This is a genomic window from Pseudomonas sp. HC1(2025), assembly GCF_058742075.1.
In genome coordinates, this window is record NZ_CP196017.1 from 4,560,167 (window position 1) to 4,585,675 (window position 25,509).

At 60.3% G+C, this 25,509-nt stretch carries 32 protein-coding genes; 5 read left to right on the plus strand and 27 right to left on the minus strand.

What is annotated here, in order from left to right; translation table 11 throughout:
- Positions 1-4 precede the first annotated feature (4 nt).
- Positions 5-931, plus strand: a complete 927-nt coding sequence (locus ACSSVH_RS20380; protein WP_169954596.1) for a LysR family transcriptional regulator — start codon at positions 5-7, stop codon at positions 929-931.
- Here the strand turns inward: ACSSVH_RS20380 and ACSSVH_RS20385 are convergent.
- The 3 genes from ACSSVH_RS20385 to ACSSVH_RS20395 form a co-directional block, all read right to left on the minus strand.
- Positions 928-1,290 carry a diacylglycerol kinase gene (locus ACSSVH_RS20385; protein WP_169954595.1) on the minus strand — a complete coding sequence of 121 codons (363 nt, stop codon included), beginning with the start codon at positions 1,288-1,290 and terminating at the stop codon, positions 928-930. The genes ACSSVH_RS20380 and ACSSVH_RS20385 overlap by 4 nt on opposite strands.
- Positions 1,291-1,364: 74 nt before the next feature.
- Entirely contained in the window at positions 1,365-2,015 is a 651-nt protein-coding gene (erdR, locus tag ACSSVH_RS20390) for a response regulator transcription factor ErdR (RefSeq protein WP_169954594.1), read from the minus strand.
- 162 nt (positions 2,016-2,177) lie between these two features.
- On the minus strand, positions 2,178-2,888 hold the full coding sequence (locus tag ACSSVH_RS20395) for a tRNA-uridine aminocarboxypropyltransferase (RefSeq protein WP_169954593.1): 711 nt from the start codon (positions 2,886-2,888) through the stop codon (positions 2,178-2,180).
- A gap of 194 nt (positions 2,889-3,082) precedes the next feature.
- Here ACSSVH_RS20395 and ACSSVH_RS20400 point away from each other — a divergent pair, with 194 nt between their 5' ends.
- Positions 3,083-3,517, plus strand: a complete 435-nt coding sequence (locus tag ACSSVH_RS20400) for a PA3611 family quorum-sensing-regulated virulence factor (protein WP_169954592.1) — start codon at positions 3,083-3,085, stop codon at positions 3,515-3,517.
- Between the two features lie 264 nt (positions 3,518-3,781).
- The gene (locus ACSSVH_RS20405; protein WP_492633651.1) at positions 3,782-4,894 is read left to right on the plus strand and encodes an LOG family protein; all 1,113 of its coding nucleotides are present in this window, start codon (positions 3,782-3,784) and stop codon (positions 4,892-4,894) included.
- Positions 4,895-5,086: 192 nt separating this feature from the next.
- On the opposite strand, the gene recX is transcribed toward ACSSVH_RS20405, so the two are convergent.
- The 23 genes from recX to ACSSVH_RS20520 all read right to left on the minus strand — a co-directional run bounded on the left by recX (position 5,087) and on the right by ACSSVH_RS20520 (position 20,552).
- Positions 5,087-5,554 (minus strand): recombination regulator RecX, encoded by a 468-nt coding sequence (gene recX / locus ACSSVH_RS20410; RefSeq protein ID WP_032858392.1) that lies wholly within the window; start codon positions 5,552-5,554, stop codon positions 5,087-5,089.
- A gap of 8 nt (positions 5,555-5,562) precedes the next feature.
- Complete coding sequence (gene recA / locus ACSSVH_RS20415; protein WP_029295312.1) at positions 5,563-6,621, minus strand: recombinase RecA; 1,059 nt, start codon at positions 6,619-6,621, stop codon at positions 5,563-5,565.
- 83 nt (positions 6,622-6,704) lie between these two features.
- The gene (locus ACSSVH_RS20420) at positions 6,705-7,205 is read right to left on the minus strand and encodes a CinA family protein (RefSeq protein ID WP_169954590.1); all 501 of its coding nucleotides are present in this window, start codon (positions 7,203-7,205) and stop codon (positions 6,705-6,707) included.
- Between the two features lie 81 nt (positions 7,206-7,286).
- Entirely contained in the window at positions 7,287-7,751 is a 465-nt protein-coding gene (locus ACSSVH_RS20425) for a lysis system i-spanin subunit Rz (protein ID WP_492633652.1), read from the minus strand.
- Between the two features lie 29 nt (positions 7,752-7,780).
- Positions 7,781-8,332, minus strand: coding sequence for a glycoside hydrolase family 19 protein (locus ACSSVH_RS20430; RefSeq protein WP_492633653.1), 552 nt, complete (start codon positions 8,330-8,332; stop codon positions 7,781-7,783).
- Between the two features lie 17 nt (positions 8,333-8,349).
- Positions 8,350-9,360, minus strand: coding sequence for a contractile injection system protein, VgrG/Pvc8 family (locus ACSSVH_RS20435; protein ID WP_170041851.1), 1,011 nt, complete (start codon positions 9,358-9,360; stop codon positions 8,350-8,352).
- 9 nt (positions 9,361-9,369) lie between these two features.
- Positions 9,370-9,582, minus strand: coding sequence for a tail protein X (locus ACSSVH_RS20440; protein ID WP_169954586.1), 213 nt, complete (start codon positions 9,580-9,582; stop codon positions 9,370-9,372).
- A complete protein-coding gene (locus ACSSVH_RS20445) occupies positions 9,575-9,958 on the minus strand; it encodes a phage tail protein (RefSeq protein ID WP_169954585.1) in 384 nt (127 codons plus the stop codon). Before ACSSVH_RS20445 ends, ACSSVH_RS20440 begins: the two co-directional genes overlap by 8 nt.
- Positions 9,958-11,316: a glycine zipper domain-containing protein gene (locus tag ACSSVH_RS20450; protein ID WP_492633654.1), complete on the minus strand. Its 1,359-nt coding sequence runs from the start codon at positions 11,314-11,316 to the stop codon at positions 9,958-9,960. The genes ACSSVH_RS20445 and ACSSVH_RS20450 overlap by 1 nt, the downstream gene beginning before the upstream one ends.
- Before the next feature lie 128 nt (positions 11,317-11,444).
- Positions 11,445-12,011: a phage tail assembly protein gene (locus tag ACSSVH_RS20455; RefSeq protein WP_432754559.1), complete on the minus strand. Its 567-nt coding sequence runs from the start codon at positions 12,009-12,011 to the stop codon at positions 11,445-11,447.
- A 108-nt stretch (positions 12,012-12,119) separates the two neighbouring features.
- Positions 12,120-12,626 carry a phage major tail tube protein gene (locus ACSSVH_RS20460; RefSeq protein WP_492633655.1) on the minus strand — a complete coding sequence of 169 codons (507 nt, stop codon included), beginning with the start codon at positions 12,624-12,626 and terminating at the stop codon, positions 12,120-12,122.
- Complete coding sequence (locus ACSSVH_RS20465) at positions 12,626-13,792, minus strand: phage tail sheath protein (RefSeq protein WP_492633656.1); 1,167 nt, start codon at positions 13,790-13,792, stop codon at positions 12,626-12,628. The genes ACSSVH_RS20460 and ACSSVH_RS20465 overlap by 1 nt, the downstream gene beginning before the upstream one ends.
- 2 nt (positions 13,793-13,794) lie before the next feature.
- Positions 13,795-13,998 (minus strand): hypothetical protein, encoded by a 204-nt coding sequence (locus ACSSVH_RS20470; protein ID WP_099167790.1) that lies wholly within the window; start codon positions 13,996-13,998, stop codon positions 13,795-13,797.
- A gap of 91 nt (positions 13,999-14,089) precedes the next feature.
- Complete coding sequence (locus ACSSVH_RS20475; protein ID WP_170041846.1) at positions 14,090-14,362, minus strand: UBA domain-containing protein; 273 nt, start codon at positions 14,360-14,362, stop codon at positions 14,090-14,092.
- Complete coding sequence (locus ACSSVH_RS20480) at positions 14,362-15,207, minus strand: hypothetical protein (RefSeq protein ID WP_170056815.1); 846 nt, start codon at positions 15,205-15,207, stop codon at positions 14,362-14,364. Before ACSSVH_RS20480 ends, ACSSVH_RS20475 begins: the two co-directional genes overlap by 1 nt.
- A 39-nt stretch (positions 15,208-15,246) precedes the next feature.
- Positions 15,247-15,777: a phage tail-collar fiber domain-containing protein gene (locus tag ACSSVH_RS20485; protein WP_057958619.1), complete on the minus strand. Its 531-nt coding sequence runs from the start codon at positions 15,775-15,777 to the stop codon at positions 15,247-15,249.
- Complete coding sequence (locus ACSSVH_RS20490; RefSeq protein ID WP_492633657.1) at positions 15,774-16,412, minus strand: phage tail protein I; 639 nt, start codon at positions 16,410-16,412, stop codon at positions 15,774-15,776. The genes ACSSVH_RS20485 and ACSSVH_RS20490 overlap by 4 nt, the downstream gene beginning before the upstream one ends.
- Positions 16,409-17,404, minus strand: a complete 996-nt coding sequence (locus tag ACSSVH_RS20495) for a baseplate J/gp47 family protein (protein WP_169954577.1) — start codon at positions 17,402-17,404, stop codon at positions 16,409-16,411. Before ACSSVH_RS20495 ends, ACSSVH_RS20490 begins: the two co-directional genes overlap by 4 nt.
- Positions 17,401-17,733 carry a hypothetical protein gene (locus ACSSVH_RS20500; RefSeq protein ID WP_057439347.1) on the minus strand — a complete coding sequence of 111 codons (333 nt, stop codon included), beginning with the start codon at positions 17,731-17,733 and terminating at the stop codon, positions 17,401-17,403. The genes ACSSVH_RS20495 and ACSSVH_RS20500 overlap by 4 nt, the downstream gene beginning before the upstream one ends.
- 9 nt (positions 17,734-17,742) lie before the next feature.
- Positions 17,743-18,354, minus strand: coding sequence for a phage baseplate assembly protein V (locus ACSSVH_RS20505; RefSeq protein WP_169954576.1), 612 nt, complete (start codon positions 18,352-18,354; stop codon positions 17,743-17,745).
- 3 nt (positions 18,355-18,357) lie between these two features.
- Positions 18,358-18,870 (minus strand): hypothetical protein, encoded by a 513-nt coding sequence (locus ACSSVH_RS20510; protein ID WP_492633658.1) that lies wholly within the window; start codon positions 18,868-18,870, stop codon positions 18,358-18,360.
- 21 nt (positions 18,871-18,891) lie between these two features.
- Positions 18,892-19,224 (minus strand): phage holin family protein, encoded by a 333-nt coding sequence (locus ACSSVH_RS20515; RefSeq protein ID WP_032858418.1) that lies wholly within the window; start codon positions 19,222-19,224, stop codon positions 18,892-18,894.
- A 599-nt stretch (positions 19,225-19,823) separates the two neighbouring features.
- Positions 19,824-20,552, minus strand: a complete 729-nt coding sequence (locus tag ACSSVH_RS20520) for a LexA family transcriptional regulator (RefSeq protein ID WP_170056811.1) — start codon at positions 20,550-20,552, stop codon at positions 19,824-19,826.
- Between the two features lie 198 nt (positions 20,553-20,750).
- Between ACSSVH_RS20520 and mutS the strand changes: the two genes are divergently transcribed.
- Complete coding sequence (gene mutS, locus ACSSVH_RS20525; protein WP_492633659.1) at positions 20,751-23,342, plus strand: DNA mismatch repair protein MutS; 2,592 nt, start codon at positions 20,751-20,753, stop codon at positions 23,340-23,342.
- Between the two features lie 142 nt (positions 23,343-23,484).
- Positions 23,485-23,808, plus strand: coding sequence for a ferredoxin FdxA (gene fdxA / locus ACSSVH_RS20530; protein WP_003208688.1), 324 nt, complete (start codon positions 23,485-23,487; stop codon positions 23,806-23,808).
- A 497-nt stretch (positions 23,809-24,305) separates the two neighbouring features.
- Here fdxA and apbC read toward each other — a convergent pair whose 3' ends face one another.
- The gene (apbC, locus tag ACSSVH_RS20535) at positions 24,306-25,400 is read right to left on the minus strand and encodes an iron-sulfur cluster carrier protein ApbC (RefSeq protein ID WP_169954435.1); all 1,095 of its coding nucleotides are present in this window, start codon (positions 25,398-25,400) and stop codon (positions 24,306-24,308) included.
- Positions 25,401-25,509: the final 109 nt, after the last annotated feature.

The window sequence follows — 25,509 nt, forward strand, 5'->3', positions numbered from 1 at the left end:
CGATATGCGATTTACTCTCCGTCAACTGCAAGTCTTCGTCGCCGTCGCCCAGCAGGAAAGTGTGTCACGCGCTGCTGGCCTTCTGGCCTTATCTCAATCCGCCGCCAGCACCTCGATCACCGAGCTGGAGCGCCAATCCAGCTGCCAATTGTTCGACCGCGCCGGTAAACGCCTGAGCCTCAACGCCCTGGGTCATCAGTTGCTGCCCCAGGCGGTGGCGCTGCTGGACCAGGCCAAGGAAATCGAAGACCTGCTCAACGGCAAGTCCGGCTTCGGCTCCCTGGCAGTCGGCGCGACCCTGACCATCGGCAATTACCTGGCCACACTGCTGATCGGCAGTTTCATGCAGCAGCATCCCGAGAGCCAGGTGAAGCTGCATGTACAGAACACTGCGCATATCGTGCATCAGGTTGCGCATTACGAAATTGATCTGGGTCTAATCGAAGGTGACTGCAGCCACCCGGACATTGAGGTGCAAACCTGGGTCGAGGATGAACTGGTGGTGTTCTGTGCGCCCCAGCATCCCCTGGCCCTGCGTGGCCAGGCGAGCATGGAGCAGTTGACCCATGAAGCCTGGATCCTGCGGGAGCAGGGCTCCGGGACGCGCCTGACGTTTGATCAGGCCATGCGCCATCATCGCAGCGCGCTGAATATCCGCCTGGAGCTGGAGCACACCGAAGCAATCAAGCGCGCCGTGGAGTCGGGATTGGGGATTGGCTGCATTTCCCGCCTGGCGCTACGGGATGCGTTCCGGCGCGGCAGCCTGGTGCCCGTCGAGACCCCGGACCTGGACCTGGCCCGGCAGTTCTACTTTATCTGGCATAAACAGAAGTACCAGACCTCGGCCATGCGCGAGTTCCTCGAACTGTGCCGCGCCTTTACCGCCGGGGTGCAGCGCAGCGACGAGATCGTGCTGCCGAATATCGCCTAGATCAGGATCACGGCCCACACCACGGTAATCATGGTCAGCGCGACGAATTGCGCGGCGCTGCCCATGTCCTTGGCGTTTTTCGACAAGGGGTGGCGATCCAGGGAGATCCGGTCGATGGCCGCTTCCACCGCCGAGTTGAGCAACTCGACAATCAACGCAAGCAAGCACACGGCAATCAACAGTGCGCGCTCTACACGGCTGACGCTGAGGAAAAAGCTCAACGGAATCAGGATAACGTTGAGCAACACCAACTGACGAAAAGCCGCCTCGCCGGTGAAAGCGGCACGCAGGCCATCGAGGGAATAGCCCCCGGCGTTGAAGATACGTTTGATACCGGTTTGACCCTTGAAAGGCGACATAGGTAGGCAACTGAGCAAAAAAGATGGAAGGAAGCTAGAGCACGCCAAGTCAAAAAAGCGTGAATCGAGCAGGCCTATGAGTGGGAAATTGACTCAAGTTGTTGCAACAGCAGCGCCGCCTGGGTGCGGGTGCGCACGCCCAGCTTACGGAAGATCGCGGTAACGTGTGCCTTGATGGTCGCTTCAGACACGCTCAGCTCATAGGCGATCTGCTTGTTCAGCAAGCCCTCGCAGACCATGGTCAATACACGAAACTGCTGTGGCGTGAGGCTGGCGAGCCCTTCCTGGGCGGCCTTGGCTTCGGCGGACACGTTGATTTCTTCGAATGCCTGCGGCGGCCATGAGACATCACCGTCCAACACCGTGCGCACCGCTGCTTGAATCTGCTCCATGGAGCTGGACTTGGGGATAAAACCACTGGCCCCGAACTCGCGGGAACGCACTACGACGTCTGCCTCTTCCTGGGCCGACACCATCACCACCGGAATCTGCGGGTATTGCCCGCGCAACAGCACCAGGCCGGAAAACCCGTAGGCACCGGGCATGTTCAGGTCCAGCAGCACCAGATCCCAATCGGTCTTGTCAGTCAGGCGGGCTTCCAGCTCAGCGATGCTGCCCACTTCCACCAGGCGGACGTCCGGGCCCAGGCCCAGTGTGACGGCCTGGTGCAGCGCGCTGCGGAAAAGCGGGTGGTCATCGGCAATCAGGATTTCGTATGTGGCCATTTATTAAATGATCCTGTTTTTTATGGGAGCACCGATGGGTTCAGTGCTCGCCAACGTACAAGGTGCCAGCCAGCGGCTGTCACGAACAGTTACGCTTGATGGCATTTTAGCCGGCTCAGGCGATGCAGTGCCATCATGCAAAGGTCATCTGACACCGAAGTCCTACAGATAAGGTGCCAGACGCGTGTGGACACTGTCCGTCGGATCCAACGCCAACTGGAACTTGGCCGCCAGGTAATGGGTACTGAAAACATCCAGGTAGGCGTCCAGCACTTCGCTGGCCTGCTGGTCCTCGGCCAGTTCCAGGCACAACGCGGCCACTTCGGCGGTGCAGAAGTGGTCATCACGCTTGGAGCGGCGCAATTTGTAGCGCGAAAGCTGCTCCGGCTCCAGGCTCAGTACCGGCAGGTGCTCCAGATACGGGCTCTTGCGAAACATCTTGCGCGCTTCGCTCCAGGTGCCGTCCAGCAGGATAAACAACGGGCGCTTGCCCTGCGCCACCTTCACCTCGCTGACCACCCGCTGCGGCGCCACAAACTCGCCGGGAAAGACGATGTAGGGCTGCCATTGCGGGTCGGCCAGCAGCGCCAGCAACTCAGGTTCGACGGCCGTGCGCGTCCAGGGGAAGGCGCTGGTGTCTTCGATCACATCAGCGATCAGCCAACCGGTATTGCTGGGCTTCATCGGCTCCACATCGTGCATCAACAGGCACATGGCCGACCTGGCCTGGACCTTGGGACGCCAGGCGCACAGGCAGTATTGGGGGATCACTCGGCATCTGGGGCAACGTTCGGCACGCGAGCCGCGTGCGACAAAGGGGCTGACGGCACGGGCCAGGCGCTGGGTACGCAGACGGAACACCGCGTGGCTCATAGCGGGTGCCGTTGTGAAGCGATGAAAATCGACACGGACAAAACTCGGGGGCAGGCAAAAGTGCCAGCAGTTTACCAGAGCCGCCCCGCCAATACGCCTGGCCGTCGCGGCGACAGGTCACCTATAATCCTGCGCCACTGAACGCATAGCGCAGTGATGGGTCTATGGACCAGTAACCGAATCAGGAGAGTTTCATGCTGCGTCTTATGTTGCGTCTTGCCGCCCCGACCGTCGCCCTGGCGCTGGTATTGCCCTTGGGCGCCCAGGCAGCCTCCCTGGTGGAGCTGCAAATGAACAAGAAACTGCAAAGCGTCGCGGCAGAAAGCAACAAAGACCTGCCCAGGGAAATTGATGAACAAACCCTGGAAGTGGCCTACACCGTCGAAGGCATGCAACTGATTGATCACTTGAGCGTGCTGCCCGAGCGCGCCGAGCAAATGCGCGCCAACCCCAAAGCCGTGTATTTCCAACTGGGACAAAGCGTTTGCCTGAACAAAGGCTATCGCGAGTTGATGGCCAAGGGCGCCGTGATGCGCTACGAAATCACCGAAAACAAGACCAACCGGCCAGTGGCCTCGGTCAAGTTCGTCGAGACTGATTGCCCGGCCCCGGCCAAGAAGAAAAAGTAAGCCCCCTCTCCCACGCGCCGTTGGCCAACGGCGCGACAGCTCCCGCCCGCAAAACCTCGATCAATGCCCATTAAGTTATTGCCAGACAAGACTTTAGGGGCTCATGATCCAGCGATCCGGTAACATTTCCAGGGCAAAAAAGGTTGCCCTCGCGTGACTTGCAGTGCAAAGGTTTTTAACCACAAGGAACATACAGAGCCTGTTTCGTCGCCGTCAGCAGCCTGCAAGCAAGACGCCGGGGCTCTGTAACGAAGGAGAAGCTGAATGCCTGATCAACCGAATGACCTGCTGTCCCGTCATTTTCCAGAAAACGGGACCGACCTTACACAACAGGTCGAAGCGCAACTCAAGCTGATTGCCCCCAGCAGCCCGAATATTTCCCTGTATCGCGACATGATCCTCACCGTGCTGCGCATGGCCCAGGACGACCGCGACCGCTGGAACGCCAAGATCACATTGAAGGCGATAAATGAACTGGACCATGCGTTTCGCGTGCTCGAACAGTTCAAGGGCCGACGCAAGGTCACCGTCTTCGGCTCGGCCCGCACACCAGTGGAAAGCCCGCTCTATGCCCTGGCCCGGGAAGTGGGCGCAGCCCTGGCCCGCTCGGACCTGATGGTCATCACCGGCGGCGGCGGCGGCATCATGGCCGCGGCCCACGAAGGGGCGGGCCTGGAACACAGCCTGGGGTTCAATATCACCCTGCCCTTTGAGCAGCATGCCAACCCGACCATTGATGGCACGGAAAACCTGCTGTCATTTCACTTCTTCTTTACCCGCAAGCTGTTTTTCGTCAAGGAAGCTGATGGGTTGGTGCTCTGCCCCGGCGGCTTCGGCACCCTGGATGAAGCGCTGGAAGTCCTGACGTTGATCCAGACCGGCAAGAGCCCGTTGGTGCCTGTGGTGCTGCTGGACGAGCCCGGCGGCGGTTTCTGGAAAGGTGCCCTGGAGTTTGTTCGCAACCAACTGGAGGCCAACCGCTACATCTTACCCACCGATCTCAAGCTGGTACGCCTGGTTCACAGCGCTGAAGAGGCGGTGCATGAAATCAACCAGTTCTATGCCAACTTCCATTCCACCCGCTGGTTGAAGCGCCAGTTCGTGGTGCGCATGAACCATCCGCTCAGCGAGCAGGCAATGGCGCATATACAGACGGCCTTCGCTGATCTGCGGCTCAGTGATGACTTCCAGCAACTGCCCTACGGGGGCCAAGAGCACGATGAAGCACGCTTCAGCCACCTGACACGCCTGGTGTTCAACTTCACCGGGCGGAACCAGGGGCGATTGCGGGAGTTGGTGGATTACATCAACCTGCCGGAGAACTGGGCTGAGGCTCAGGGCAAAGCACAGCAACGGGTAGCGCCGGAACCGGCGTGATGCCGTAAAACACAAAAAAGGCCCGCTATTTTCATAGCGGGCCTTTTTTAGTGCTGTTTTATGTGGGAGCTGTCGAGCCCCTGCGAGGCGCGATGGCGGCGTGTCAGGCAATACACTATTCGCTGTGAGGCCACCATCGAAGCCTCGCAGGAGCTCGACAGCTCCCACCTTTGATCGTCGCTTGCCGAAGAATCAGTCGTCCAGATCTCGACCGCTCAACAGCCGGCTGATCATCTCCATCGAAAACCCGCGATAACTCAAAAAACGCCCTTGCTTGGCACGCTCACGGGCATCAATAGGCAGATGGCCAGCAAATTTGCGGCGCCAGGTGTCTTCCAGTTGTGTTTGCCAACTGATGCCACACTCGCGCAGTGCCAGATCAATATCGGCGCGCTGCAAGCCCCGCTGGCTCAGCTCCTCGCGAATCCGCGCAGGCCCGTAGCCCGAGCGTGCCCGGTAGGAAACAAAACTTTCGAGATATCGGGCTTCGGAAAGCAGCCCCTCTTCCGTCAGGCGGTCGAGGGCTGTTTCGATCATTTCAGGAGGGGCGCCACGCTGACGCAATTTACGCGTCAGCTCGACACGACCATGCTCGCGTCGTGCGAGCAGGTCCATTGCCGTACGCCGTACGGCAACCAGCGTATCGAGTACAACTGTCATCGTTGGACTCAGATATCAGCGTCGGCTTCTGCCATGTCATCAACAGGTTCACGGTTAGCCGCAGCCTTGACGTCTGGCGCCGGGGTCAGCAGCTTGTCGCGGATTTGCTTCTCAAGGGTCGCCGCGATATCCGGGTTGTCCTGCAGGAACTTGGCCGAGTTGGCCTTGCCCTGACCGATCTTGCTGCCGTTGTAGGCATACCAGGCACCGGACTTCTCGACAAAACCGTGCAGCACGCCCAGGTCGATCATCTCGCCGTTCAGGTAGATACCCTTGCCGTAGAGAATCTGGAACTCAGCCTGACGGAATGGCGGGGCTACCTTGTTCTTCACCACCTTGACGCGGGTTTCGCTACCGACAACCTCGTCACCTTCCTTCACCGCGCCGGTACGGCGGATGTCCAGACGGACCGAAGCGTAGAACTTCAGCGCGTTACCACCGGTGGTGGTTTCCGGGCTGCCGAACATTACGCCGATCTTCATCCGGATCTGGTTGATGAAGATCACCAGGCAGTTGGCGTTCTTGATGTTACCGGTGATTTTACGCAGGGCCTGGGACATCAGACGGGCTTGCAGGCCGACGTGCATGTCGCCCATTTCGCCTTCGATCTCGGCCTTCGGCACCAGGGCCGCCACGGAGTCGACCACGATCACGTCGATGGCGTTGGAGCGCACCAGCATGTCGGTGATTTCCAGGGCTTGTTCGCCAGTGTCCGGCTGCGAAACCAGCAGGTCGTCGACATTGACGCCCAGCTTGCCCGCGTATTCAGGATCCAGGGCGTGCTCGGCATCGACGAACGCGCAGGTGGCGCCCATTTTTTGGGCCTGGGCAATCACCGACAGGGTCAGGGTGGTTTTACCAGAAGACTCTGGACCGTAGATTTCAACGATACGGCCTTTTGGCAGGCCGCCAATGCCGAGCGCGATGTCCAGACCCAGAGAGCCAGTGGAAATAGCCGGGATCGCCTGACGGTCGTGATCGCCCATACGCATTACGGCACCCTTGCCGAATTGACGTTCGATCTGACCCAGGGCCGCAGCCAAGGCTTTCTTCTTGTTGTCGTCCATTAAAGTCCTCACGTAATCAATAAGGCCTGACGGCCAACACCTGTATAAGTAGACAGTATTGTTCCATAAAGATCGGGGATCGCCTACCCCTGATTTTCTATTTCTGCTGCAGCTCGTCGCAACAGCCCCTCTAATGCGGCCTTTACCGTTTGTCGGCGGACCTCGTCGCGGTTGCCGGGGAAGTGCTGGCACTCGGCCGTAACCTCTTCGCCGACGCCCCAGGCCAGCCATACGGTGCCCACCGGTTTGTCCGGCGAGCCGCCATCGGGGCCCGCCACACCACTGACCGCCACGGCAAACCGCGCCAGGCTTTTTTCCTGGGCGCCCCGGGCCATGGCCTCGACCACTTCACGGCTGACCGCGCCGACCTTGGGGAACAAACCCTGCGGCACATTCAGCTGGCGGGTCTTCTGCCGATTGGAATAGGTCACGTACCCGGCCTCGAACCAGGCCGAACTCCCCGGAATACGGGTGATGGCTTCGGCAATACCACCACCGGTGCAGGACTCGGCGGTGGTGACGTGGGCATTGAGCACCTGCAAACGCCGGCCAAGTTCGGCGGCGAGTTGGGTAATTTCCTTCACGGTCGTCTCCAGGAAAGTGCGGGGGTTTGCCTACCCTACAGGAGCCCATCGGCCACGCAAGGTGCAGACAGGTTCATCGACTTACCGGGAGATGGCCTGCACATAGGCCTGGCAGGCCCGCAACGCGATCAATCCGTCATCACCGGCATCGGTGATGCCGATAATTCGTTGAGCATGCGCCGGGTCAAGTCGGCCTCGCGTGGCGCCATGAACCACGCTGCCGGCGGCGGTGGCTGGCATTGCGTGGCTGTTGGCGGGGTCGGCGGGGTCGAGAAGGACTGACAAGCGCACATCAGCAGTGGCCAGCCGGTCGCGCAGATAAACCTGGTGACGCTGTGCATCGTTCAACTCCCGGGTGTGTTGTTGATCGCTGGCCTGAAGCTGTTGCTCCAACGCCTGGCGCCTGTGCTGTTCGGCCCGGTATTGGCCCAGCGCCGCCTGGCTTTGTCGGTTGAGCACCTCTGAATGCCGCGCAGCCTGGCGTTCAAAGGCAAGGCCATGGCGCCAGGCCTGGACCTGCCAACTGGCTGCCGCCGAGATAGCCATCAGCAGGGCAACCGCCCATATGCGCCCGCTCAACGGCATAACACTGCCCTCGCCTTTTCCCACAACTGTTGGCGGTGCTCCAGTCCGTTAAGGCCACCATTGATACGGCGGGTGATGCTGGTGAATTGGTCCTGGTCCGCCAGTTCATTCAAGCCATTGCTGTGCCAGAACCAGGCGGCGGATTCCGCCGCCCATTGCGGTTGTTCCAGCAGTTCGGGGAAATGCAGCAGACGTTCATCGCCAAATAGCGCCCGGCTGCAGGCCAGGTAATTGCGCCGCCCGGTAATCTGGATCAAGCCGCGGCCCCGGTACTTCTGGCCGTCACCGTCGGCGTCGGGAGTGTTGCCCAGACGTGCAGCCAAGGTGCCCGTGTCGTATTTGCTCAAGTAGTGCTCGCCGCCCAGTTCACGCACGTAACGCAGCTCGCCGGACTCATGCCCGACCTGGGCGATAAAGGCCGCCATCCGCTTAGGCCCGGTGATGTGTCGATGAAGCATGGCGGCGTTCAACGCCAAAATAAAAACACCCGCTTGGGCGCGGGCGTTAGGCAGGATCTGTTGCAACTGCGTCAGCGTGATCATCCTTGATCTCCAACCATTTAAGAGGCCAATCCACGGGCCATGATCGAACTGCGATACCCCGTCGTGGTGTCGCCTACATGGGTCACCTTGTCAATAGACCAGCGCCCCTGCATATAGCCCGGCCAGGTTTCATCCAGCAACAACAGGCCTTCGGCGGACAGCAACGGGTTACCAGGGCAGTCGATAGTGATGCTCAAACCTTCACGCCCCACCCGGCGCAACTCGCCCTGTGCCACTGAGCGCGCTTCGGTTTCACTCTGGCACCGTTGGCGCAACGTCTTGAACGGTGCGATCCCCACCTCGACCACGCGCTGGCGAGAGGCCGCGGCATCCCACCAACTGACACGGCAACCCTGGTATTTGGCCCGCGCATTTTCATCAACCCGGGCACTGATAAACGCCTGCTCGCCGGGACGGTTGTCATGGGTCACCGACAGCCGCACATCCGGCAGTTGCTGGCCCGAGAGCGACTTGACCTGGCCGCTTTCCGCCAGCACATACAGCTCGTTGACCGGCTTGGTCACCGCGTTGTAACGCCCGGCCAGGCGGGTGATAAAGCCCATGTCGGTCTCGTTGGACTGGTCGATATGATCAATCGCAATCCCATCCAGCGACGGCGCCACCCTGGGCGAAAACCCATGCCGCGTCGCCAGTTGGCGAAACAGCGCACCGAGGGTCGTGGGCCCATGGCTGGCGGAACGGCGCTGGCGGTAGCCACTCTGGTCCATCACGCTGAACGGCGCCGCCGTGGCCACGAGCGCCAGGCGCATGGGAAACAGGTAGGGGGTGCGCTGGGTAATCACAAACTCGCCTTTTTCCACCAGGCCCGACTCGCGGTAACCCACGCGCAAACCGATCTTGGCGCCCAGGCTCGGCAGGCCTTCCAGGCCCTCGATATTGATGGTCAGTTCCAGGCGGTCGGATTCGATCCCGGCCGCATCGGTGTGCTTCCACTGCATCAGCCGCGGGTTGATCAGAGCTGCGTTGGCGCCATAAATCTCCACGACCGGGGTAAATCCCATTGCCATGCTGCCTCCTTAATCCCAGGCCGAAACGGGCTTTGCAACACCCGGTTGCGCGTCCATCTCGGGCACGATCACCCCTACGCCCGCCGGCAACACCGGGCCATGCTCGGCAAGCCCGGGGTTCAAGCGCCAGAGGGTTTCTTCGGCCGCGTCATCGCACCGCCCCAGCTCGCGGTAGAGCAGCAGGTTGACCGAATCACCGGCAATACTTCGTACTCTACGCATTGACGAACTCCTCCAGCACCAGCGACCAATTGATCAACATGGCAGTGCCGTCGTCGATCACATTGGCCTGGTTTTCCGTGAGCCCGGTAATGCGCCACAGGCCCCAGTTGCGGCCGATGCCATCGACCAACGGCAGCGGCGCCCGTGCATCCTGCAAGGCGCGCAATTGGTCCAGGCGCTGCATGCCGACGGCCGCCATAGCGGTGCCGGCGAAGGTCAGCTTTTCCAACTTCTGGCCGTTTTGCCGCGACTGGGGCTTGCTGGCAATAATCTCCAGGTCACCCCAGCCGCCATCACTGCTGCGCTGGAGCGTGGAATAGGCGAACCCTCGGGACAGCCCGAAAATAAAGTCGCCCAGCACCATCTGCTGTCGCATTAATCACCTCCATCGGTCAGTGCCGCGTTGCGCCGAACCGCCAGTGAATCGGTGAGCATCGGCACGCATTCGTTTTGCAGGGTTTGCAGGACCCGGTCGACCACCTGCTGGGCGTCGGCGGGGTTGACGCCGGTGATCTGGATGCTCGGTGCCAGGGTGACCTGGACGTTGTCCGAGCGGGCGCTGTTGAGCTCTTTGCTCACTGCATCGGGCGATGGCAGGCGATTGCTGGAAGGGAAGAGTTTCTCACCCAGCCAGGTGCCCGCTTCGCCGCCCAACAGGCCGCCGATCAGGCCACCGACGGCAGTGCCAACGCCTGGCAAAACCAGGGTACCAAGGGCCGCCCCGGCAGTGGCGCCGGCCCATGCACCGCCGGCAGTGCCGAGGCTACTGCCAACCGCTTGCAGGTCGCCGTTGCGCACACCTTGGACGAGGTTGACGGCGGTGTCGGCGTAGCGCAGCGGCGCAAGGGATCGAGTGCCGACGGACTCCAGTTTGGTCATCGTTGAAACCAGGCTGGAGGGGATAGTCTTGGGCAAAACCAGCGCTGGAGCGCTGAGCAACAGCGGCCCACGAACGGGTGAAACAAGCGCCTTGGATGAACGCTCGCCCAGGCGCGGAGCGGGCCGATCAGCTTGAAACGACGCACCATGAAAACCCACTTTGGGCCCGTCAAACGCCTTGCTGGCCTGTCCAAAAATACGCTGCAGCGTTGCCATTGACCCAACAATGCTGCTGCCGACGCGGGTGGTTTTTTTCGACGACGACCGCTCCGTGAGTCTCTCGCGCAGCGTTTTTTTCGGCAGAAAACGCGCACGTCCCTTCAAGGTTTCGGTCGCCCCTGGGCAGCAGCAATCCTTGCTATCGTCGCGAAACAGTTTCCCCACGCCGGGCAACTTGCCAAGCGTCACATCGACAGCCTTGCCCGTTAACCGGCTCCTGGCCGTCTCGAGATAGCCCTCCCCCAACCACTTTGCCCCCTTGGTGTACCAGGAGTCCGCTGCCGGCTCCTTGTCCTGGGTGGCCTCTGGAGCCACAGGGACGGAGCTTGCAGCGACACCACCGAGCAGGGAGCCGCCCGTGATAAACAGGGTGCCATTAAGGGTTTCCAGGCTCTCGCGCAGGCGCACCTGTTCTTCGGTCAACGCGTGGATATGTAGGCTGGCATTGGCCAGGGCCAGGCTCAGCTCAGACGGCGGCTCTGTTGCGCCGCCCACACTGGAGGTGCCAACCAGACTTTCGTCCTGTGCTTCAAGCAGGCCCGGCAGTTGCAAGGCTCCACTTTCGGCCAGTGCGGGAAAGGTCATCCAGCGCTTGTCTTCGTCGGCGAGCTTGAGCGTATATCGAGGGTCTTGCATCTCGCTCTACTCCTATTTGACGCCAAGGCGACTGATCGCGATGTCGTAGCGGCGCAATGCTTTTGCGGCATTCCATTCAAGAATTTCCGCTTCGTTTACCGAGTAAACCAGCGGTACAACATCGAGGATTACTTCGATATCGCGCTGCGAAAGAAGTCCGCCGGTTTGTTTAAAAAATCGTCGATGCGCTCCTGCATCTCCGTCCAGTCCGGCACGGTCAGGCCGTCCAGGTCGGGGATCATCAGGCCGGTGCAGTGCGAGGTAATGAACTCGGCGCGCTCTTTGTTGGTGGGGAGCTTTTTCATCACCTTGGTGGCGCGCAGGGCGGGCATTTCCAGGGTGACGCTGGTCAACACGCGACCGGCCACGTCCAGTGGCAGCAGCAGTTGCACCTGCTCGCCGGGCTCGTTGGAACCTCCCAGGAAGAACGAAGCCGGGCGCGTCGACAGGTCGTGCACGTACTGCACGATGCTCACGTAGTCCGGGCGCTTGAGTTGGTCGAGTTCTTTTTCCGAAAGGCCGGTGGCCAGCTTGGCCAGTTCGAAGAATTGATCGTCCTCGTCATCACCCGCACGGGCCAGCGCCTGTTTTTGTGGGGCGTAGAACAAGGGTTTGAGTTGGATCTGCTCGATCGTCGCACCGCTGTCGGCGGTGATGGGCGCCAGCAGGATATGCAGGGGTGGCTTCCAGGCCATGGGCGAAACTCCTTGATGAACAATGTTGAACACGTGGACACGGTAAATGCGGGAGCTGGCTTGCCAGCTCCCACACTGGCCGTGCCTATTTCCGATTCGTGGAAAGGTTTACGGCATCAACACCGCACGCCGGGCATCGCCGAGGATGTCGACGCCGTTGAGCACAAACTTCTGGGTGCGCACGTCGATGTCGATCACCGGCACGCCGTTGTCCAGGCGATGGTAGGTGCGGCAGGACAGATCCAGGGTGGTGGTCGCCTTTTCGCCCATCTTCAGCTTGGCTTCCTCCAGGGATTTGAGCTTGCCGCCGACGGTGTGGTAGGTGAAGTAGGTCTTGCCGTCCTGGTCCTGGCCCGCTTCGCGCACGTTAAGCAGGATGTCTTCGCCCAGGCGCACGCCCAGGGCCAGCATGATTTCGGGACCGGCGCCTTGCAGCACCAGCTTGGCGCTGAGTACCTTGCCACTCTTGGCCATTTCCTCGGCGATAAAGCGCCCGCTGGACATGGGCTCCATGTCGAACTCGATCTTCGGCGGGGTGAATTCCTCGACGGTCGCCGACAGCGGCAGGCCCTGGAGGGTGGCCGCAATGGCCTGTCTTACTCGGTTGGTAAACATTAGAGAACGTCCTCCAGGAATTGCTCGATGATTTCATCGCGGGCATTGAGTTGATAAACCATGTGTTCGTTCGGCGCGTAGCGGCCGTAGTCGATCACGATGAACCAGGTGCCGTTCTTGTACTTCTCGACACTGTTGAGTTCCGGGTGCAGGTACACGCTGCCACCGGGGATGGTTTCGTCGGCCACCAGGGTTTGCAGCCAGTCGTTGATGCGCTTGACCTCCTGGTCCATGAACGACTTGGTCAGGTTGTGCGCCATGGCTTTCTGCCCGGCCTTGACCAGCTTGCGGCTGATGGCGTCTTCCAGGCCGACATAGCTGATGAACTTGCCGGTGACGGAGCGGTTACCCAGCAGCGAGAAGCCGCCGAGGACGGTGCGCGCGTAGTAGCTCACGCCGTAGCGGTTGAGCAGGTCGCCTTCGGTGGAGGTGTCGAGGATGTTGTACTCGACCACGCGGGAAACGTCTTCGGCGAAGGTCACCTGATTGCCCGGGCTTTCCCACTGCTTGACCTTGGCCAATGCGGCGATGGCCAGGGACGACGGCGCGAGGAACACGTTTTTCTTCGCAGCCTTGGAGTACACCGACGGCATGTTGTGCACCAGCAGGCAGCGGTCGAAACCCAGGCCTTCGCCACCCAGCTCGCCGCTGTAGGTCACTTGGTCGGCGACGCTGGCGTCTTTGCCGTCCAGCACCACACGGGCCTTGATGCGCTTGCCGAACGTGGCAAATTCACCGGCCACAGCCTTGGTCCCGGTAAAGCCCGGGGCGCCGATGATGGTCAGGTCTTCCGGCACGCTACCAAGCGCCGCGAGGCCCAGTTTGCGACCGGTTACCGGCTCATTGCCACCGATCACGTTGTTGAGGGTATCGGCCGGGGTGGCGCCCTCTTCGACGATCACCACATACACCGGCACCTTGACCACTTTGAGGATCTGGTACACCGCATGAAACAACGTGCCCGACTCGGCGCCGGTGGGGTCCAGCAGCGCCTGGGCGGTGAAGCTGTTGATACGGAACGGGGCGTTTTTCGGGATCGACAAGTGCGCATTGGGCGCGGTGCCGACCAGGCCGATCACGTTGTCACCCAGGCCACCCATGGCCTCGGGGGATTCGCTGGCATTGACGGTGATGCCGTTATGCTCGAAGTTCAAAACCTCAGCCATGATTATTCAGCCTTCTTGGTGACGGCCTTCTTGGCCGGTGGGGTGTCTTGGGCGGCAGCCAGCACGCTGGTCAATTCCAGGCGGCCGGCGGTGCGCAGGGCGGTTGCTTCGACGTCCAGCAGCTCCAGTTCCTGGCCGACGGTGGACCAGTGGCCACCTCCGGTGGGGAATGGGATGAGGACGGTGTAGGTTTGGCGGTTGGCCATGGGAGACTCCAGAAACGCGAAAGCCCCAGCGATGGGGCTTTCTTGGATGCGAAAAAAAACCGCTTTCGCGGTGTTTGTGATTGCTGCCGGTTTACTCACCCGGCAGTGGGTAACGAGCCTTGATTTCGGCGACTTTAGCCCGCCATGCTTTCTCCTTGGCCTCGGTCTGATCGTACTGCCACTCCATATAGAGCGGGTCCGCATCTACTCGGTAGGCCTGGCGACGATTGAAAGCCAAATCAGCAGCCTGTTCGATCTGCAAAGCGGTGTCGACTTCGGCTTTAGAAAAACCCATCTCAAGCAACTGCTCTACAGTCACATTGTAGAAAGTCTGATCTTTATTTCTGAATTCTTTAATCATCATCAAACTCCAGCAGCTACGACGTTGCCAACATTACTCAGCAAATTGGACAGACTCCCTCCGGAGTCTTTTACCAAACCAGTCACAAGGTGCGACCAAGTTTTATTTCCTGTAATCGACGAGGCAAATACCGACAACAACATCGTAGCGCCGGCCAACTCAGCAAATTTCGTTGAAAAATCCGCATCCACAACGGAGGACGTAAGCTCCACCTTATAGTTAGCAGAGTACCCTGAGTAAAAAACGTTTACCGCACCCAACGTCAGCTTACTCCCCGAGAAGGTAACCGAGCCCTGCACGGAAGCGGCCGGACCATGTGCGCGATGAAACAGAGATGAAGCGAAGGAATACCAACCAGACGTTCCTGCTTTTAATACAGTCGGCATAACAACATCAACGAATCGAAAGTAGACACTGCCCCCCTCGAGCGACAAGAAGTGAATATTTGAACTACCAGCCATATATTCGCCAACCTTTGGAGAAAAAACCGGATTACTCCCTGAACCATACCTCATGAAAACCAGCTTATTCGCGATTGACCAGTAAGGGGTTTGCTCAGTAGGAGCCGCATACTCATGCGTCTGAGCTGCCTTCAGGTAAATCGTTACATAAGGGGTAATATTAGATCGCCCCATCGCCTCTTTAATAGATTTGAGCGGGGCCTCCACCGATCCCAAGGCCATATCGCTACCACCTACCGCATCGACATAAAATGACCGGGACATTTCAGGAATTGCGCGAACCGCCGCCAAAACAGAAGCATCTATTTCAGCGACCTTCCCATTTATCGCGCTGGTTAACTTATTTGCAGCCGCGACCAAACTAGTGATCGTAGTTTCCATACTCATATTCAACTCCCTATATGACTTATCTTGTTAATCCGCTCGTCACTTGGCTTCCAGAGCCATGACTCGAAATAGCACACCAACATGCCGAGCCATATTGTCAACGCTGGCCGTAGCAAGCTCTGCAATCTCCTCGGTCAACAACACGTTCAAGTTTTCACTCCCCACCACAATCGTCACGCTATCCGCCGGCAGCGGCGAAATATCCAACGTGAACTTCTGTAGCACCCGCGCCGCAGCCGCCTTATACGTCAGCAACTGCCCCGCCACCGAATACACGGCCAACAGCGTCCCGCTGGCGAGATAAAACCCGAACTCGCCAATCTCATATTCGCCATCGCCATCAAACAGCGCGGCCATGCGCAGTTGGCGCTGGCCCAGGTCTTCGTAGTCCACAATGGCTACGCGCTGGCGCTCATTGCGTAGGGCGGTTTCGTTGCCGGTGGGGTTGTAGCGGCCGGTGCCGGCGGCGATGTGGGTGATTTCGCCTTTCAAGCCTTGGTTCTTTGCCTGCAGCACTTCATCCAAACCCTTGGAGGTGAAGCGCACCAGGCGCGTGATGTCATCGGTCATGGCTGCGCCCTGAGGTCGTAGTCGTTAATGGTGTAGTGCTGGGCGATGCCCGCACTGTTTAGCCTTGAACTGAGCATCAGTTCCGGCAGCGCGCCCCACAACGACAACTCGCCGTCGCTCAGTGCACGGTGGGCGGCGCCGGTCATCGGCAGCCCACCGAACACTTCGTGCACCAGGGTGATGGTGGCCAGGTCGCGCTCGCTCTTGGCCGCGTTGATGCGGCGGATCAAACGGTTGTGGTCACCACTGGACCAACTGCGGCCGATGATCGCCTGCACGTCGAAGGTGTAGGGCTGGGCCTGCGGGCGCTGTTGGTACCAGGCCAGAATATTGGGGGTGAACCCCAGGGATTCGACGGCATGGCTCAACGCCTTGGGCGTGCCGGCCTGGCGCTGGATCTGCCAGGACAGGGCGACCGTGAGGCGTTTTTCGGTTTCGCTGGCAGAGGCATTCCATTCGCTGACGCCACGGTCGGCCGCCAGGTAAGGCAGGAACGGCGCGGGCGTTTGCAGCGGGTTCATCAGCGCCGGGAATGGCGGGGCGACCCGTTCGAGCAGTCGGGCAAAGCCCAGGTCCAGCGCCTTCTCCAGCGGTGAGCTGTTGGCGGGCAACAGGCTGGGAGATTGTTCAGTCATAAGCTGCGCACCTCCACCTCGACACCCATGCAATACGGGGCCTGGAATGCCGTGGTGATAATCGGCGCCAGCGGTTCGAGAATCTCCAACTGCGCCGCCCCGGCGGTGTGGATGGTGTAGTCGATCCAGCTCGGGTCCACGCGGCCTTCCAGGCAGTGGCAGGATTCGGCATAGGTTTGCAGTAGCTGCTGAGCCGCCACTTGCGTCAGCCCCGAGTCGGGGCCGGCGTTGATCTTGGCCACCACGCGGATCTTGTACGGCACGATCTGCGCGCCCTGCACCGCCACCCAATCGGTTTCCGGACGTACATCGGGCCGGGCGAAATGACGCCGCACCCCTTCAAGCAAATCTGCCGACGGCGTGCCATTGCCGGTACGAGACAGCACGGTGACCATCACTTGCCCAGGTGCGGTGCGCCGGGCGTTGCCGTCCTTGACCTGGGCGGCATAGCCATCCGGGTCGAAGGTATAGCTGACGGTGACCACCCCCGCCGCAGTACCGTGGACTTTCACCACCGGCCGTTCGCCGAGGGTAAAGACCTCGCGCCGATACTGCATGCGCGAACCAGCGGCCGGCGCGTGGGGTGCCAGGTAGTAGCGCAGCCGGGCATCGTCATCGCTTTCGAGGGTCGGCGGCACCGGCGGGAACGCCGCCGGGTCGCCGGGGTCGAGCACCTGGCGCTCCAGGCCCATATCGGCCAGGCGCGCATCCAGGTTGCTGCCGTTGGCCCACCACGCCAGCATCTGCTGGATGCGCGCGTTGTACTTGCGCTCATGGGTTTGCAGGCGCACACAAAACGCCTCCAGGGCCAGGGTCAGCAACTCGCTCTCATTGTCCAGGCTGACCTTGAGCTTGGCCGCGCTTTGCGGGGCGCGGGCGGCGACATAGTCGACGACAAACGCCTTGAACTGCGCCAGTAACGGCTCGAATTCGTCGACGGCGATCAGGTCGGGCGGCGCCAATTGGTTCTGCCCGGGGATCAACATGCTCATGTCACCACCTCGAAGGATTGCTTGCGGTTTTTCCAGGTCCCGGCAAACCGCAGCAACAGGCCAGCGCCCTGGCGATTGGCGACGATGACTTGCGGATCAAAATCGGCGATGCCGTTCTGTGGGTTGTAAAAAGCCTGGGCGGCGTGGCTTTGGGCGAGGATCAACAGGTCATCGCCCAGGTTCTGCCCCAGAAGTTGCGGGATCAGCGAACCGTACAGCGGGCGTTTCTGCCGTGTGCCCAAAGGTGTGGTCAGGGCCCGGGTGGCGCGCTGGACAAATTGCGGCCAGTCGTCCACCACGGCCCCGGTGTTTCTCTCTATTCCGATCATGGCAAGTCCTTATGCCGTGCTGATAACTCGGCCCTGGTGGTCCACCACCGGGCCACTCAAGTGCACGCCGGACGCATCCAGCAGCAGGCCAACTGCACCGACCTGCACGCTGATGGTTGCGGCGGTCATGACCAAACGGGCGGCACCCAGGCTCATTTCCACCTGCTCGCGGGAGCCACTGAATGCCGTGGGGCCGTTGCTCCAATCCAGTACATGACCGGCGGCGTCGTAGGCGCTTTGCGTGCCGTCCGGATAACGCCGGCTCGTGAGGCTGGCCACACTGGACAGCGGCGGGAAGCGATCGCTGTTGAGGCCAAACAACGCCACCGACTGCCCGCCGCCCTCGCCGCCACCGTAGTTGAGCAGCAGGCATTGCTCACCCACGGTGGGAATCCGCGTTTCCGTCTGCGCCCCGGCGCTGGGGTTGAAAAAACGAATCGCCGGGGTCAGCAATTCGCCATGCCTGACCTTGCAGGTATTGCTGGCCGCGTCGACCTCCTGACATACGCCGATCCGGCAAAAACTCTCGGCGCGCCGATAGAGGTCCTCAAGCTGGGTTTCCATCTGCGCCAGGCGCTCGACGATGGGCGCCAGTTGCAGGCGTAACAGTGCATCGAACATGGGCTACTCCTGCAATGGCCGGTATTGATCGGGGTCGTCGATATTCGACACCTCCCAGGTGCAGGCAAACAGCGGCTTGCCGATAGGGTCGTCAAGCAGCGGCGGGCCGAGATAGAGGGTTTGGTTGAAGGACACGGTCCAACTGTCGTAGTGAGTGTCAGCCCCCACCAGGGTCAACGGCAGCGCAACGATATTGACGGGCACATCGCACTGGGCCGCCGGCAACTGCCAACGATTATCCAGCACCAGGTCCATCAGCCGGCTCGCCAGGTCACAGGCATCAAAGGGCTGCGCGCCCTGGGCGGACATGACCTTGAGCGAGATCGACAGCACATGAGCCTTGCGCCCCTCCAGGGAACGGACGCCCGGGCCATTACGCTCGACGGTGATTGCCACGCAGGGTTCATCCGCCGCGAGGATGCCCGGCGGGCTGCCCACCCGTAGCTCGGGAAACGCCGCACGCAGGGCCTGGCCGATGGCTATCGGCAGTTGTGAAGGTTTTTCAATGAGGGTCATGGTGTGGCTTCCTTGCAACGATCACTTTGAGTCCGGGGGCTGGTTGACCCCGATGCGCTTGGCGGCCCAGCGCTCATAAAGGCCGATAGCGACATCGGCGCCGGCCATGGCGGTCAAGCAACCCAGGGCACCGGCCGTCCAGATCGACATGCCGGCGGCGTACAACAGCATCAACGCCGATACCCCGCACACCATGCACGCCCCGGAACGCAGGGCCAGGCGGCGCACCAGTGACCAACCGCGGGCGCCCTCCTTGTCGGCGCGCCACATCTCCCCGGATACACCGCCAATCAGGGCCAGAATAATCACCAGCCAGATAGGCATTTCTGCCAACGCTTGCTGCTCGTTTGTCATGTCACGCCTCCTGGAATGCGTAAAACCGGCAGATGGCCGGTGCTTTGTTAAATAGATGGATGGGGGGGTCGGTAGGCATTCCAAAAAGCCCGGTGGCCCGGGCTTTTCAGTAATGCGGTCCTTGGATCTTTCGGCGCTACTGGCGCGGTACGGATCTTTCCTCGATGTTTTTCCGACCACGATCCCTGTCTGCCGGATAACTGCTTGTGGTGCTTTACGCTGCACACCCGGGTCAGTTGCCAACCCTCTGAACCGTCAAGGCCGGTTCATCGCTGCCTGTTGTAAAACCGTGAAACTAAAGAGCGTCGGCATCCTTGCCGGTGTTACCTGGCGTCCTTGCCATCACTCGGTGGCGTCCATGCCAGTGTTGCGTGCCTTCCTTGTCTTCCTTGGCAGCATCCTTGCCGCCTCCACCAGGCCTTGTTGGCTGGCTTGAGATGGAGAATATGCATGTATGCATATACAGTCAATGCATAAATGCATTTATATCGCCACCAAAAATGCGTTAACGCATAAAACCCTTATATAGCGGGCACTTGCGGTTTTGCACAGACGAAAAAAAGCCCGCTCGTGGGCGGGCTGTTTCTTACGGAGCGAGGTTAACGGGCGTACATGCCCCACCAGAAAACGTGACCGAGGATGCTGATCTGCTCCTCCTGGATATCCTGGAAGCTATAGTCCTCATCCGGATGCTCGTCACGATTGAAACTGCGCAAGCGAATCCCCGATGGCAGGCGATAGAGCTGTTTGACCCGCAATTGACCGTTGTGATTGATGGCATACAAGTCACCATCCACGATATCGCCGATCCCGCTCTTGCCGGCATTCACCCCCACCGTCGCCCCGTCGCGCAACACCGGCAGCATGCTGTTGCCACGCACCGTCACACACTTGGCCTGGTCGAACTGCACACCGTTATGCCGCAGGCTGCGCTTACCAAAACGCAGGCTGGCCTTCTCGCTTTCCTCGATGACGAATCTTCCTGATCCAGCAGCCAATTCAACCTCGCGCAAAAAGGGGATCGACACCTCGTCATCATTAACGGGCGTGTCGTCGTCCCACAGGCTTATATCCTTGAGCTCCGAATGCATCGGATCGCGTTCATCCTGCCACGCCGACCCCGCGCGCCCGCGCAACTGGTCGGTGCTCACCCGGAAGTAATCGGCGATACGCGAGATGTGCTTGTCCGACGGATCAACGATCTTGCCGCTGAGAATCCGTGACAGAGTGGATTGAGGCACGCCGGTACGCCGGTGAAGCTCCGTGGGGGAGATCCCGTCGCGAGCGAGCAGCTCTCTTAAGACGATAGAAACGTTGCGTTTTTGCATAAATGGGATAGTGACGGGAGTTTTTGGGGTTGGCAAATGCTAATTTGCATATTTTGTGCATGGTGCATGCGGTTGTACCTGGCCGTTTGTGAACTGCGAAGCACTGACCTCACATGTTAACCTTGCCGCCATCGCAAAAAATGCTGGGCCAAGCGCCCCCTTTGCCCCATCACTTTCAACGAATTTGCCTACTACCCAATGAGTAAAAATACGTCCGATCTGTCCTCCCACACCCCAATGATGCAGCAGTACTGGCGCCTGAAAAACCAGCACCCTGATCAGTTGATGTTTTATCGCATGGGCGACTTCTACGAGATCTTCTATGAAGATGCGAAGAAGGCCGCCAAGTTGCTGGATATCACCCTGACCGCGCGCGGGCAGTCGGCTGGGCAGGCGATTCCGATGTGCGGGATTCCCTATCATTCGTTGGAAGGTTACCTGGCCAAGCTGGTCAAGCTGGGTGAGTCGGTGGTGATCTGTGAGCAGATCGGCGACCCGGCGACCAGCAAGGGGCCGGTGGAGCGTCAGGTGGTGCGGATCATTACGCCGGGGACGGTGAGTGATGAGGCGCTGCTGGATGAGCGGCGCGACAACCTGATCGCTGCGGTGCTGGGGGATGAGCGGCTGTTCGGCCTGGCGGTGCTGGATATCACCAGTGGCAATTTCACCGTCCTGGAGATCAAGGGCTGGGAGAACCTGCTGGCGGAGCTGGAGCGTATCAATCCGGTGGAGTTGATGATCCCGGATGATTGGCCCAAGGATCTGCCGGCGGAAAAACGCCGTGGGGCCAAGCGTCGCGCGCCGTGGGATTTTGAGCGCGATTCGGCGCTGAAAAGTCTGTGCCAGCAATTCTCCGTACAGGATCTGAAAGGTTTTGGTTGCGAGACCCTGACCCTGGCCATCGGCGCCGCCGGCTGCCTGCTCAATTACGCCAAGGAAACCCAGCGTACCGCCCTGCCGCATTTGCGCAGCCTGCGCCATGAGCGCCTGGACGACACGGTGGTGCTCGATGGTGCCAGCCGGCGCAATCTGGAACTGGACACCAACCTGGCCGGCGGGCGCGACAATACCCTGCAGTCGGTCGTCGACCGTTGCCAGACCGCCATGGGCAGCCGTTTGCTGACCCGTTGGCTGAACCGCCCGCTGCGCGACTTGACCGTATTGCAGGCGCGCCAGTCTTCTATTACCTGCCTGCTGGACGGCTACCGCTTTGAAAAGCTGCAACCGCAGCTCAAGGAAATTGGCGATATCGAGCGGATTCTCGCGCGGATCGGCCTGCGTAATGCCCGCCCGCGTGACCTGGCGCGCCTGCGTGACGCGCTGGGTGTGCTGCCCGAGCTGCAACAGGCGATGACCGAGCTGGAAGCGCCGCACCTGCAACAACTTGCTGTCACGGCCGGCACTTACCCGGAACTGGCTGCGCTGCTGGAAAAAGCCATTATCGACAACCCGCCCGCGATCATCCGCGACGGCGGCGTGCTGAAGACCGGTTACGACAGTGAGCTGGATGAGCTGCAGGCCTTGAGCGAAAACGCCGGGCAGTTCCTGATCGACCTGGAAGCCCGCGAAAAAGCCCGCACCGGCCTGGCCAACCTGAAGGTCGGCTACAACCGCGTGCACGGCTACTTTATTGAGTTGCCGAGCAAGCAGGCCGAGCAGGCCCCGATTGATTACCAACGTCGCCAAACCCTTAAAGGTGCCGAGCGCTTTATCACCCCTGAGCTCAAAGAGTTCGAAGACAAGGCCCTGTCGGCCAAGAGCCGCGCCCTGGCCCGGGAAAAAATGCTCTATGAGGCCTTGCTCGAAGACCTGATCGGTCAGCTCGCGCCGTTGCAGGACACCGCTGCGGCCCTGGCCGAGCTGGATGTATTGAGCAACCTTGCCGAGCGCGCGCTGAACCTTGACCTGAACTGCCCGCGTTTTGTCAGCGAGCCGTGCATGCGCATTGTCCAGGGCCGCCATCCGGTGGTGGAGCAAGTGCTGACCACCCCGTTCGTGGCCAACGACCTGTCGCTGGACGACGATACGCGCATGCTGGTGATCACCGGTCCGAACATGGGCGGTAAATCCACCTACATGCGCCAGACCGCATTGATCGTGCTGCTGGCGCATATCGGCAGCTTCGTGCCGGCGGCCAGTTGCGAGTTGTCCCTGGTGGACCGCATCTTCACCCGTATCGGTTCCAGCGATGACCTGGCCGGTGGCCGTTCGACCTTTATGGTGGAAATGAGCGAAACCGCCAATATCCTGCACAACGCCAGCGACCGCAGCCTGGTGCTGATGGATGAAGTGGGGCGCGGCACCAGCACTTTCGACGGCCTGTCGCTGGCCTGGGCGGCCGCCGAGCGCCTGGCACACTTGCGGGCCTATACGCTGTTCGCCACCCACTACTTCGAATTGACCGTGCTGCCGGAAAGCGAGCCATTGGTGGCCAACGTGCATCTCAATGCCACCGAGCACAACGAGCGCATCGTGTTCCTGCACCACGTGCTGCCAGGGCCGGCCAGCCAGAGTTACGGCCTGGCCGTGGCCCAGTTGGCCGGTGTGCCGAACGATGTAATCCTGCGCGCCCGCGAGCACCTCAGCCGCCTGGAAACCACCGCCCTGCCCCACGAAACCGTGGTGGCCAGCCCAGCCAAGGCCGCCAGTAAACCGGGCGTGCCGATACAGAGTGATATGTTCGCCAGCCTGCCTCACCCGGTGCTGGATGAGTTGGCAAAGCTTGACCTGGACGACTTGACTCCACGAAAAGCGTTGGAATTGCTCTATGCACTGAAGACACGGGTCTAACGCAGACGCTTGCAAGCTGATAGAATCTCGCGCGGTTTGGGATGCTGCGGGCTTTTAGCCTGGCCTGCAGACTATCGCTCCCAAACCTCGCGAGCCCTGCCACAAGGGGTTTCGCTGCCGCCGCCTGAGGAGAAAACTAGAAATGACCTTCGTCGTCACCGACAACTGCATCAAGTGCAAGTACACCGACTGCGTAGAAGTGTGTCCGGTGGACTGCTTTTACGAAGGGCCGAACTTCCTGGTAATCCACCCGGATGAGTGCATTGACTGCGCCCTGTGTGAGCCAGAATGCCCGGCCGTTGCGATTTTCTCCGAGGATGAAGTCCCGGCAGAGATGCAGGAATTTATTCAGTTGAACGTCGAGCTGGCGGAAATCTGGCCCAACATCACTGAGCGCAAAGACCCGATGCCGGATGCGGCAGAGTGGGATGGCAAAAAAGGCAAAATCGCAGACCTCGAGCGCTGATCGCGTCGATGTCCTCTAAAAGGCCCCTTGCGGGCCTTTTTGCATTTCTAGGGGGTGGATTTCACTTTTCTACGGGCAAAAAAAAGGGGCGGTTTGACCCGCCCACATTTTTTCCCTAGTCCCTGTGTTCCTTTTCATCGTCCTGATGAATCGCATCCTGCGAACTTCCCTGAGTCATCGTTCCTTGATGACTGTGTCAATCCGTGGACACAGGGCTGATATTAGAGACTTCCCGAACAAGTTCAACGGGATCCATTCGCAAGCACAACCTGCCACGGCCCTCAAACAGAAATAAATAAACCTTACTTTTCAAATAGTTATAAATATGCACAGGTAATTCGAGACGTCCCGGCGCGGTTAAAAAACCAAACACTTACTTAAAAGTAAGCGAATGCTTACAACGCCCATTAGGAAAATGCACACCCGACCGCCCAAAAGGTTTACGCCAGGCAAGAAAAAGCCCCGACAGGGTCGAGGCTTTTCTGCCTTCAGGCCGATCAGTCGTCGCTGACAGTGATGGTCGGCATTGCCTGGGTGCTGGCTTCCTGCAAGACAATCCGCGCCCCGACGTGACGGGCCAGTTCCTGGTAGATCATGGCGATCTGTCCATCGGGTTCGGCAACTACCGTCGGCCTGCCGCCATCGGCCTGCTCGCGAATGCCCATCGACAGCGGCAACGACGCCAGCAATTCAACATCGTATTGGGTGGCGAGCTTTTCACCGCCGCCTTCACCGAACAAATGCTCGGCGTGACCGCAGTTGGAGCAGATGTGCACCGCCATGTTTTCCACGACGCCCAGCACCGGGATGTTGACCTTGCGGAACATTTCCACGCCTTTGCGCGCATCCAGTAACGCCAGGTCCTGGGGCGTGGTGACGATCACCGAGCCTGCCACCGGTACTTTCTGCGCCAGGGTCAGCTGGATATCGCCGGTGCCTGGTGGCATATCGATCACCAGGTAGTCCAGGTTGCCCCAGTCGGTCTGCATCACCAACTGCATCAAGGCCCCGGATACCATGGGCCCGCGCCACACCATCGGGGTGTTGTCATCGGTGAGGAAGGCCATCGACATCACTTCCACGCCATGGGCCTGGATCGGCACGAACCACTTCTGGTCCTTGATCTTGGGCCGCGAACCTTCGGCGATGCCAAACATCACACCTTGGCTGGGGCCATAAATATCGGCGTCTAGGATGCCCACCCGCGCGCCCTCACGGGCCAGGGCCAGGGCCAGGTTGGCCGCCGTGGTCGACTTGCCCACGCCGCCTTTGCCGGATGCCACGGCCACCACGTTCTTGACGTTGGCCAGGCCCGGGATCTGCGCCTGGGCCTTGTGCGCAGCGATCACGCATTGGATGTCGACCTTGGCCGAGCGCACGCCATCCAGGCCTTCAATGGCCATTTGCAGCATCTGTGCCCAACCACTCTTGAACAGACCTGCGGCGTAGCCCAGTTCAAGCTGGACCGAAACCTGGTCGCCCTGCACATCAATGGCCCGGACACAGCCGGCGCTGACCGGGTCCTGGTTCAGATAGGGGTCGGTGTACTGGCGAAGAACGGCTTCCACCGCTGCGCGATTGACGGCGCTCATGGGCTACTCCCGGAAAAGACAGACTAAAACAGGCGGCTATCCTAACCGTTCCGAGGCGTCAGGGGCATGCTTTCGCGACATTGGAAAACCCTGAAACAGCCTCACGGGG

Bases quoted from the DNA above. Each gene is read 5' to 3' on its own strand.
- ACSSVH_RS20400 (WP_169954592.1), top strand. From the start codon at position 3,083: ATGCTGCGTCTTATGTTGCGTCTTGCCGCCCCGACCGTCGCCCTGGCG.
- ACSSVH_RS20500 (WP_057439347.1), bottom strand. From the start codon at position 17,733: ATGATCGGAATAGAGAGAAACACCGGGGCCGTGGTGGACGACTGGCCG.
- ACSSVH_RS20460 (WP_492633655.1), bottom strand. From the start codon at position 12,626: ATGTTTACCAACCGAGTAAGACAGGCCATTGCGGCCACCCTCCAGGGC.
- ACSSVH_RS20480 (WP_170056815.1), bottom strand. From the start codon at position 15,207: ATGAGTATGGAAACTACGATCACTAGTTTGGTCGCGGCTGCAAATAAG.
- ACSSVH_RS20490 (WP_492633657.1), bottom strand. From the start codon at position 16,412: ATGACTGAACAATCTCCCAGCCTGTTGCCCGCCAACAGCTCACCGCTG.
- ACSSVH_RS20405 (WP_492633651.1), top strand. From the start codon at position 3,782: ATGCCTGATCAACCGAATGACCTGCTGTCCCGTCATTTTCCAGAAAAC.
- recA (WP_029295312.1), bottom strand. From the start codon at position 6,621: ATGGACGACAACAAGAAGAAAGCCTTGGCTGCGGCCCTGGGTCAGATC.
- ACSSVH_RS20445 (WP_169954585.1), bottom strand. From the start codon at position 9,958: ATGCGACAGCAGATGGTGCTGGGCGACTTTATTTTCGGGCTGTCCCGA.
- ACSSVH_RS20515 (WP_032858418.1), bottom strand. From the start codon at position 19,224: ATGACAAACGAGCAGCAAGCGTTGGCAGAAATGCCTATCTGGCTGGTG.
- ACSSVH_RS20510 (WP_492633658.1), bottom strand. From the start codon at position 18,870: ATGACCCTCATTGAAAAACCTTCACAACTGCCGATAGCCATCGGCCAG.
- ACSSVH_RS20455 (WP_432754559.1), bottom strand. From the start codon at position 12,011: ATGGCCTGGAAGCCACCCCTGCATATCCTGCTGGCGCCCATCACCGCC.
- fdxA (WP_003208688.1), top strand. From the start codon at position 23,485: ATGACCTTCGTCGTCACCGACAACTGCATCAAGTGCAAGTACACCGAC.
- ACSSVH_RS20395 (WP_169954593.1), bottom strand. From the start codon at position 2,888: ATGAGCCACGCGGTGTTCCGTCTGCGTACCCAGCGCCTGGCCCGTGCC.
- ACSSVH_RS20440 (WP_169954586.1), bottom strand. From the start codon at position 9,582: ATGCGTAGAGTACGAAGTATTGCCGGTGATTCGGTCAACCTGCTGCTC.
- apbC (WP_169954435.1), bottom strand. From the start codon at position 25,400: ATGAGCGCCGTCAATCGCGCAGCGGTGGAAGCCGTTCTTCGCCAGTAC.
- ACSSVH_RS20385 (WP_169954595.1), bottom strand. From the start codon at position 1,290: ATGTCGCCTTTCAAGGGTCAAACCGGTATCAAACGTATCTTCAACGCC.
- ACSSVH_RS20470 (WP_099167790.1), bottom strand. From the start codon at position 13,998: ATGGCCAACCGCCAAACCTACACCGTCCTCATCCCATTCCCCACCGGA.
- ACSSVH_RS20505 (WP_169954576.1), bottom strand. From the start codon at position 18,354: ATGTTCGATGCACTGTTACGCCTGCAACTGGCGCCCATCGTCGAGCGC.
- ACSSVH_RS20380 (WP_169954596.1), top strand. From the start codon at position 5: ATGCGATTTACTCTCCGTCAACTGCAAGTCTTCGTCGCCGTCGCCCAG.
- ACSSVH_RS20450 (WP_492633654.1), bottom strand. From the start codon at position 11,316: ATGCAAGACCCTCGATATACGCTCAAGCTCGCCGACGAAGACAAGCGC.
- recX (WP_032858392.1), bottom strand. From the start codon at position 5,554: ATGACAGTTGTACTCGATACGCTGGTTGCCGTACGGCGTACGGCAATG.
- ACSSVH_RS20495 (WP_169954577.1), bottom strand. From the start codon at position 17,404: ATGAGCATGTTGATCCCCGGGCAGAACCAATTGGCGCCGCCCGACCTG.
- ACSSVH_RS20465 (WP_492633656.1), bottom strand. From the start codon at position 13,792: ATGGCTGAGGTTTTGAACTTCGAGCATAACGGCATCACCGTCAATGCC.
- ACSSVH_RS20520 (WP_170056811.1), bottom strand. From the start codon at position 20,552: ATGCAAAAACGCAACGTTTCTATCGTCTTAAGAGAGCTGCTCGCTCGC.
- ACSSVH_RS20435 (WP_170041851.1), bottom strand. From the start codon at position 9,360: ATGGCAATGGGATTTACCCCGGTCGTGGAGATTTATGGCGCCAACGCA.
- mutS (WP_492633659.1), top strand. From the start codon at position 20,751: ATGAGTAAAAATACGTCCGATCTGTCCTCCCACACCCCAATGATGCAG.
- erdR (WP_169954594.1), bottom strand. From the start codon at position 2,015: ATGGCCACATACGAAATCCTGATTGCCGATGACCACCCGCTTTTCCGC.
- ACSSVH_RS20430 (WP_492633653.1), bottom strand. From the start codon at position 8,332: ATGATCACGCTGACGCAGTTGCAACAGATCCTGCCTAACGCCCGCGCC.
- ACSSVH_RS20485 (WP_057958619.1), bottom strand. From the start codon at position 15,777: ATGACCGATGACATCACGCGCCTGGTGCGCTTCACCTCCAAGGGTTTG.
- ACSSVH_RS20425 (WP_492633652.1), bottom strand. From the start codon at position 7,751: ATGGCTATCTCGGCGGCAGCCAGTTGGCAGGTCCAGGCCTGGCGCCAT.
- ACSSVH_RS20475 (WP_170041846.1), bottom strand. From the start codon at position 14,362: ATGATGATTAAAGAATTCAGAAATAAAGATCAGACTTTCTACAATGTG.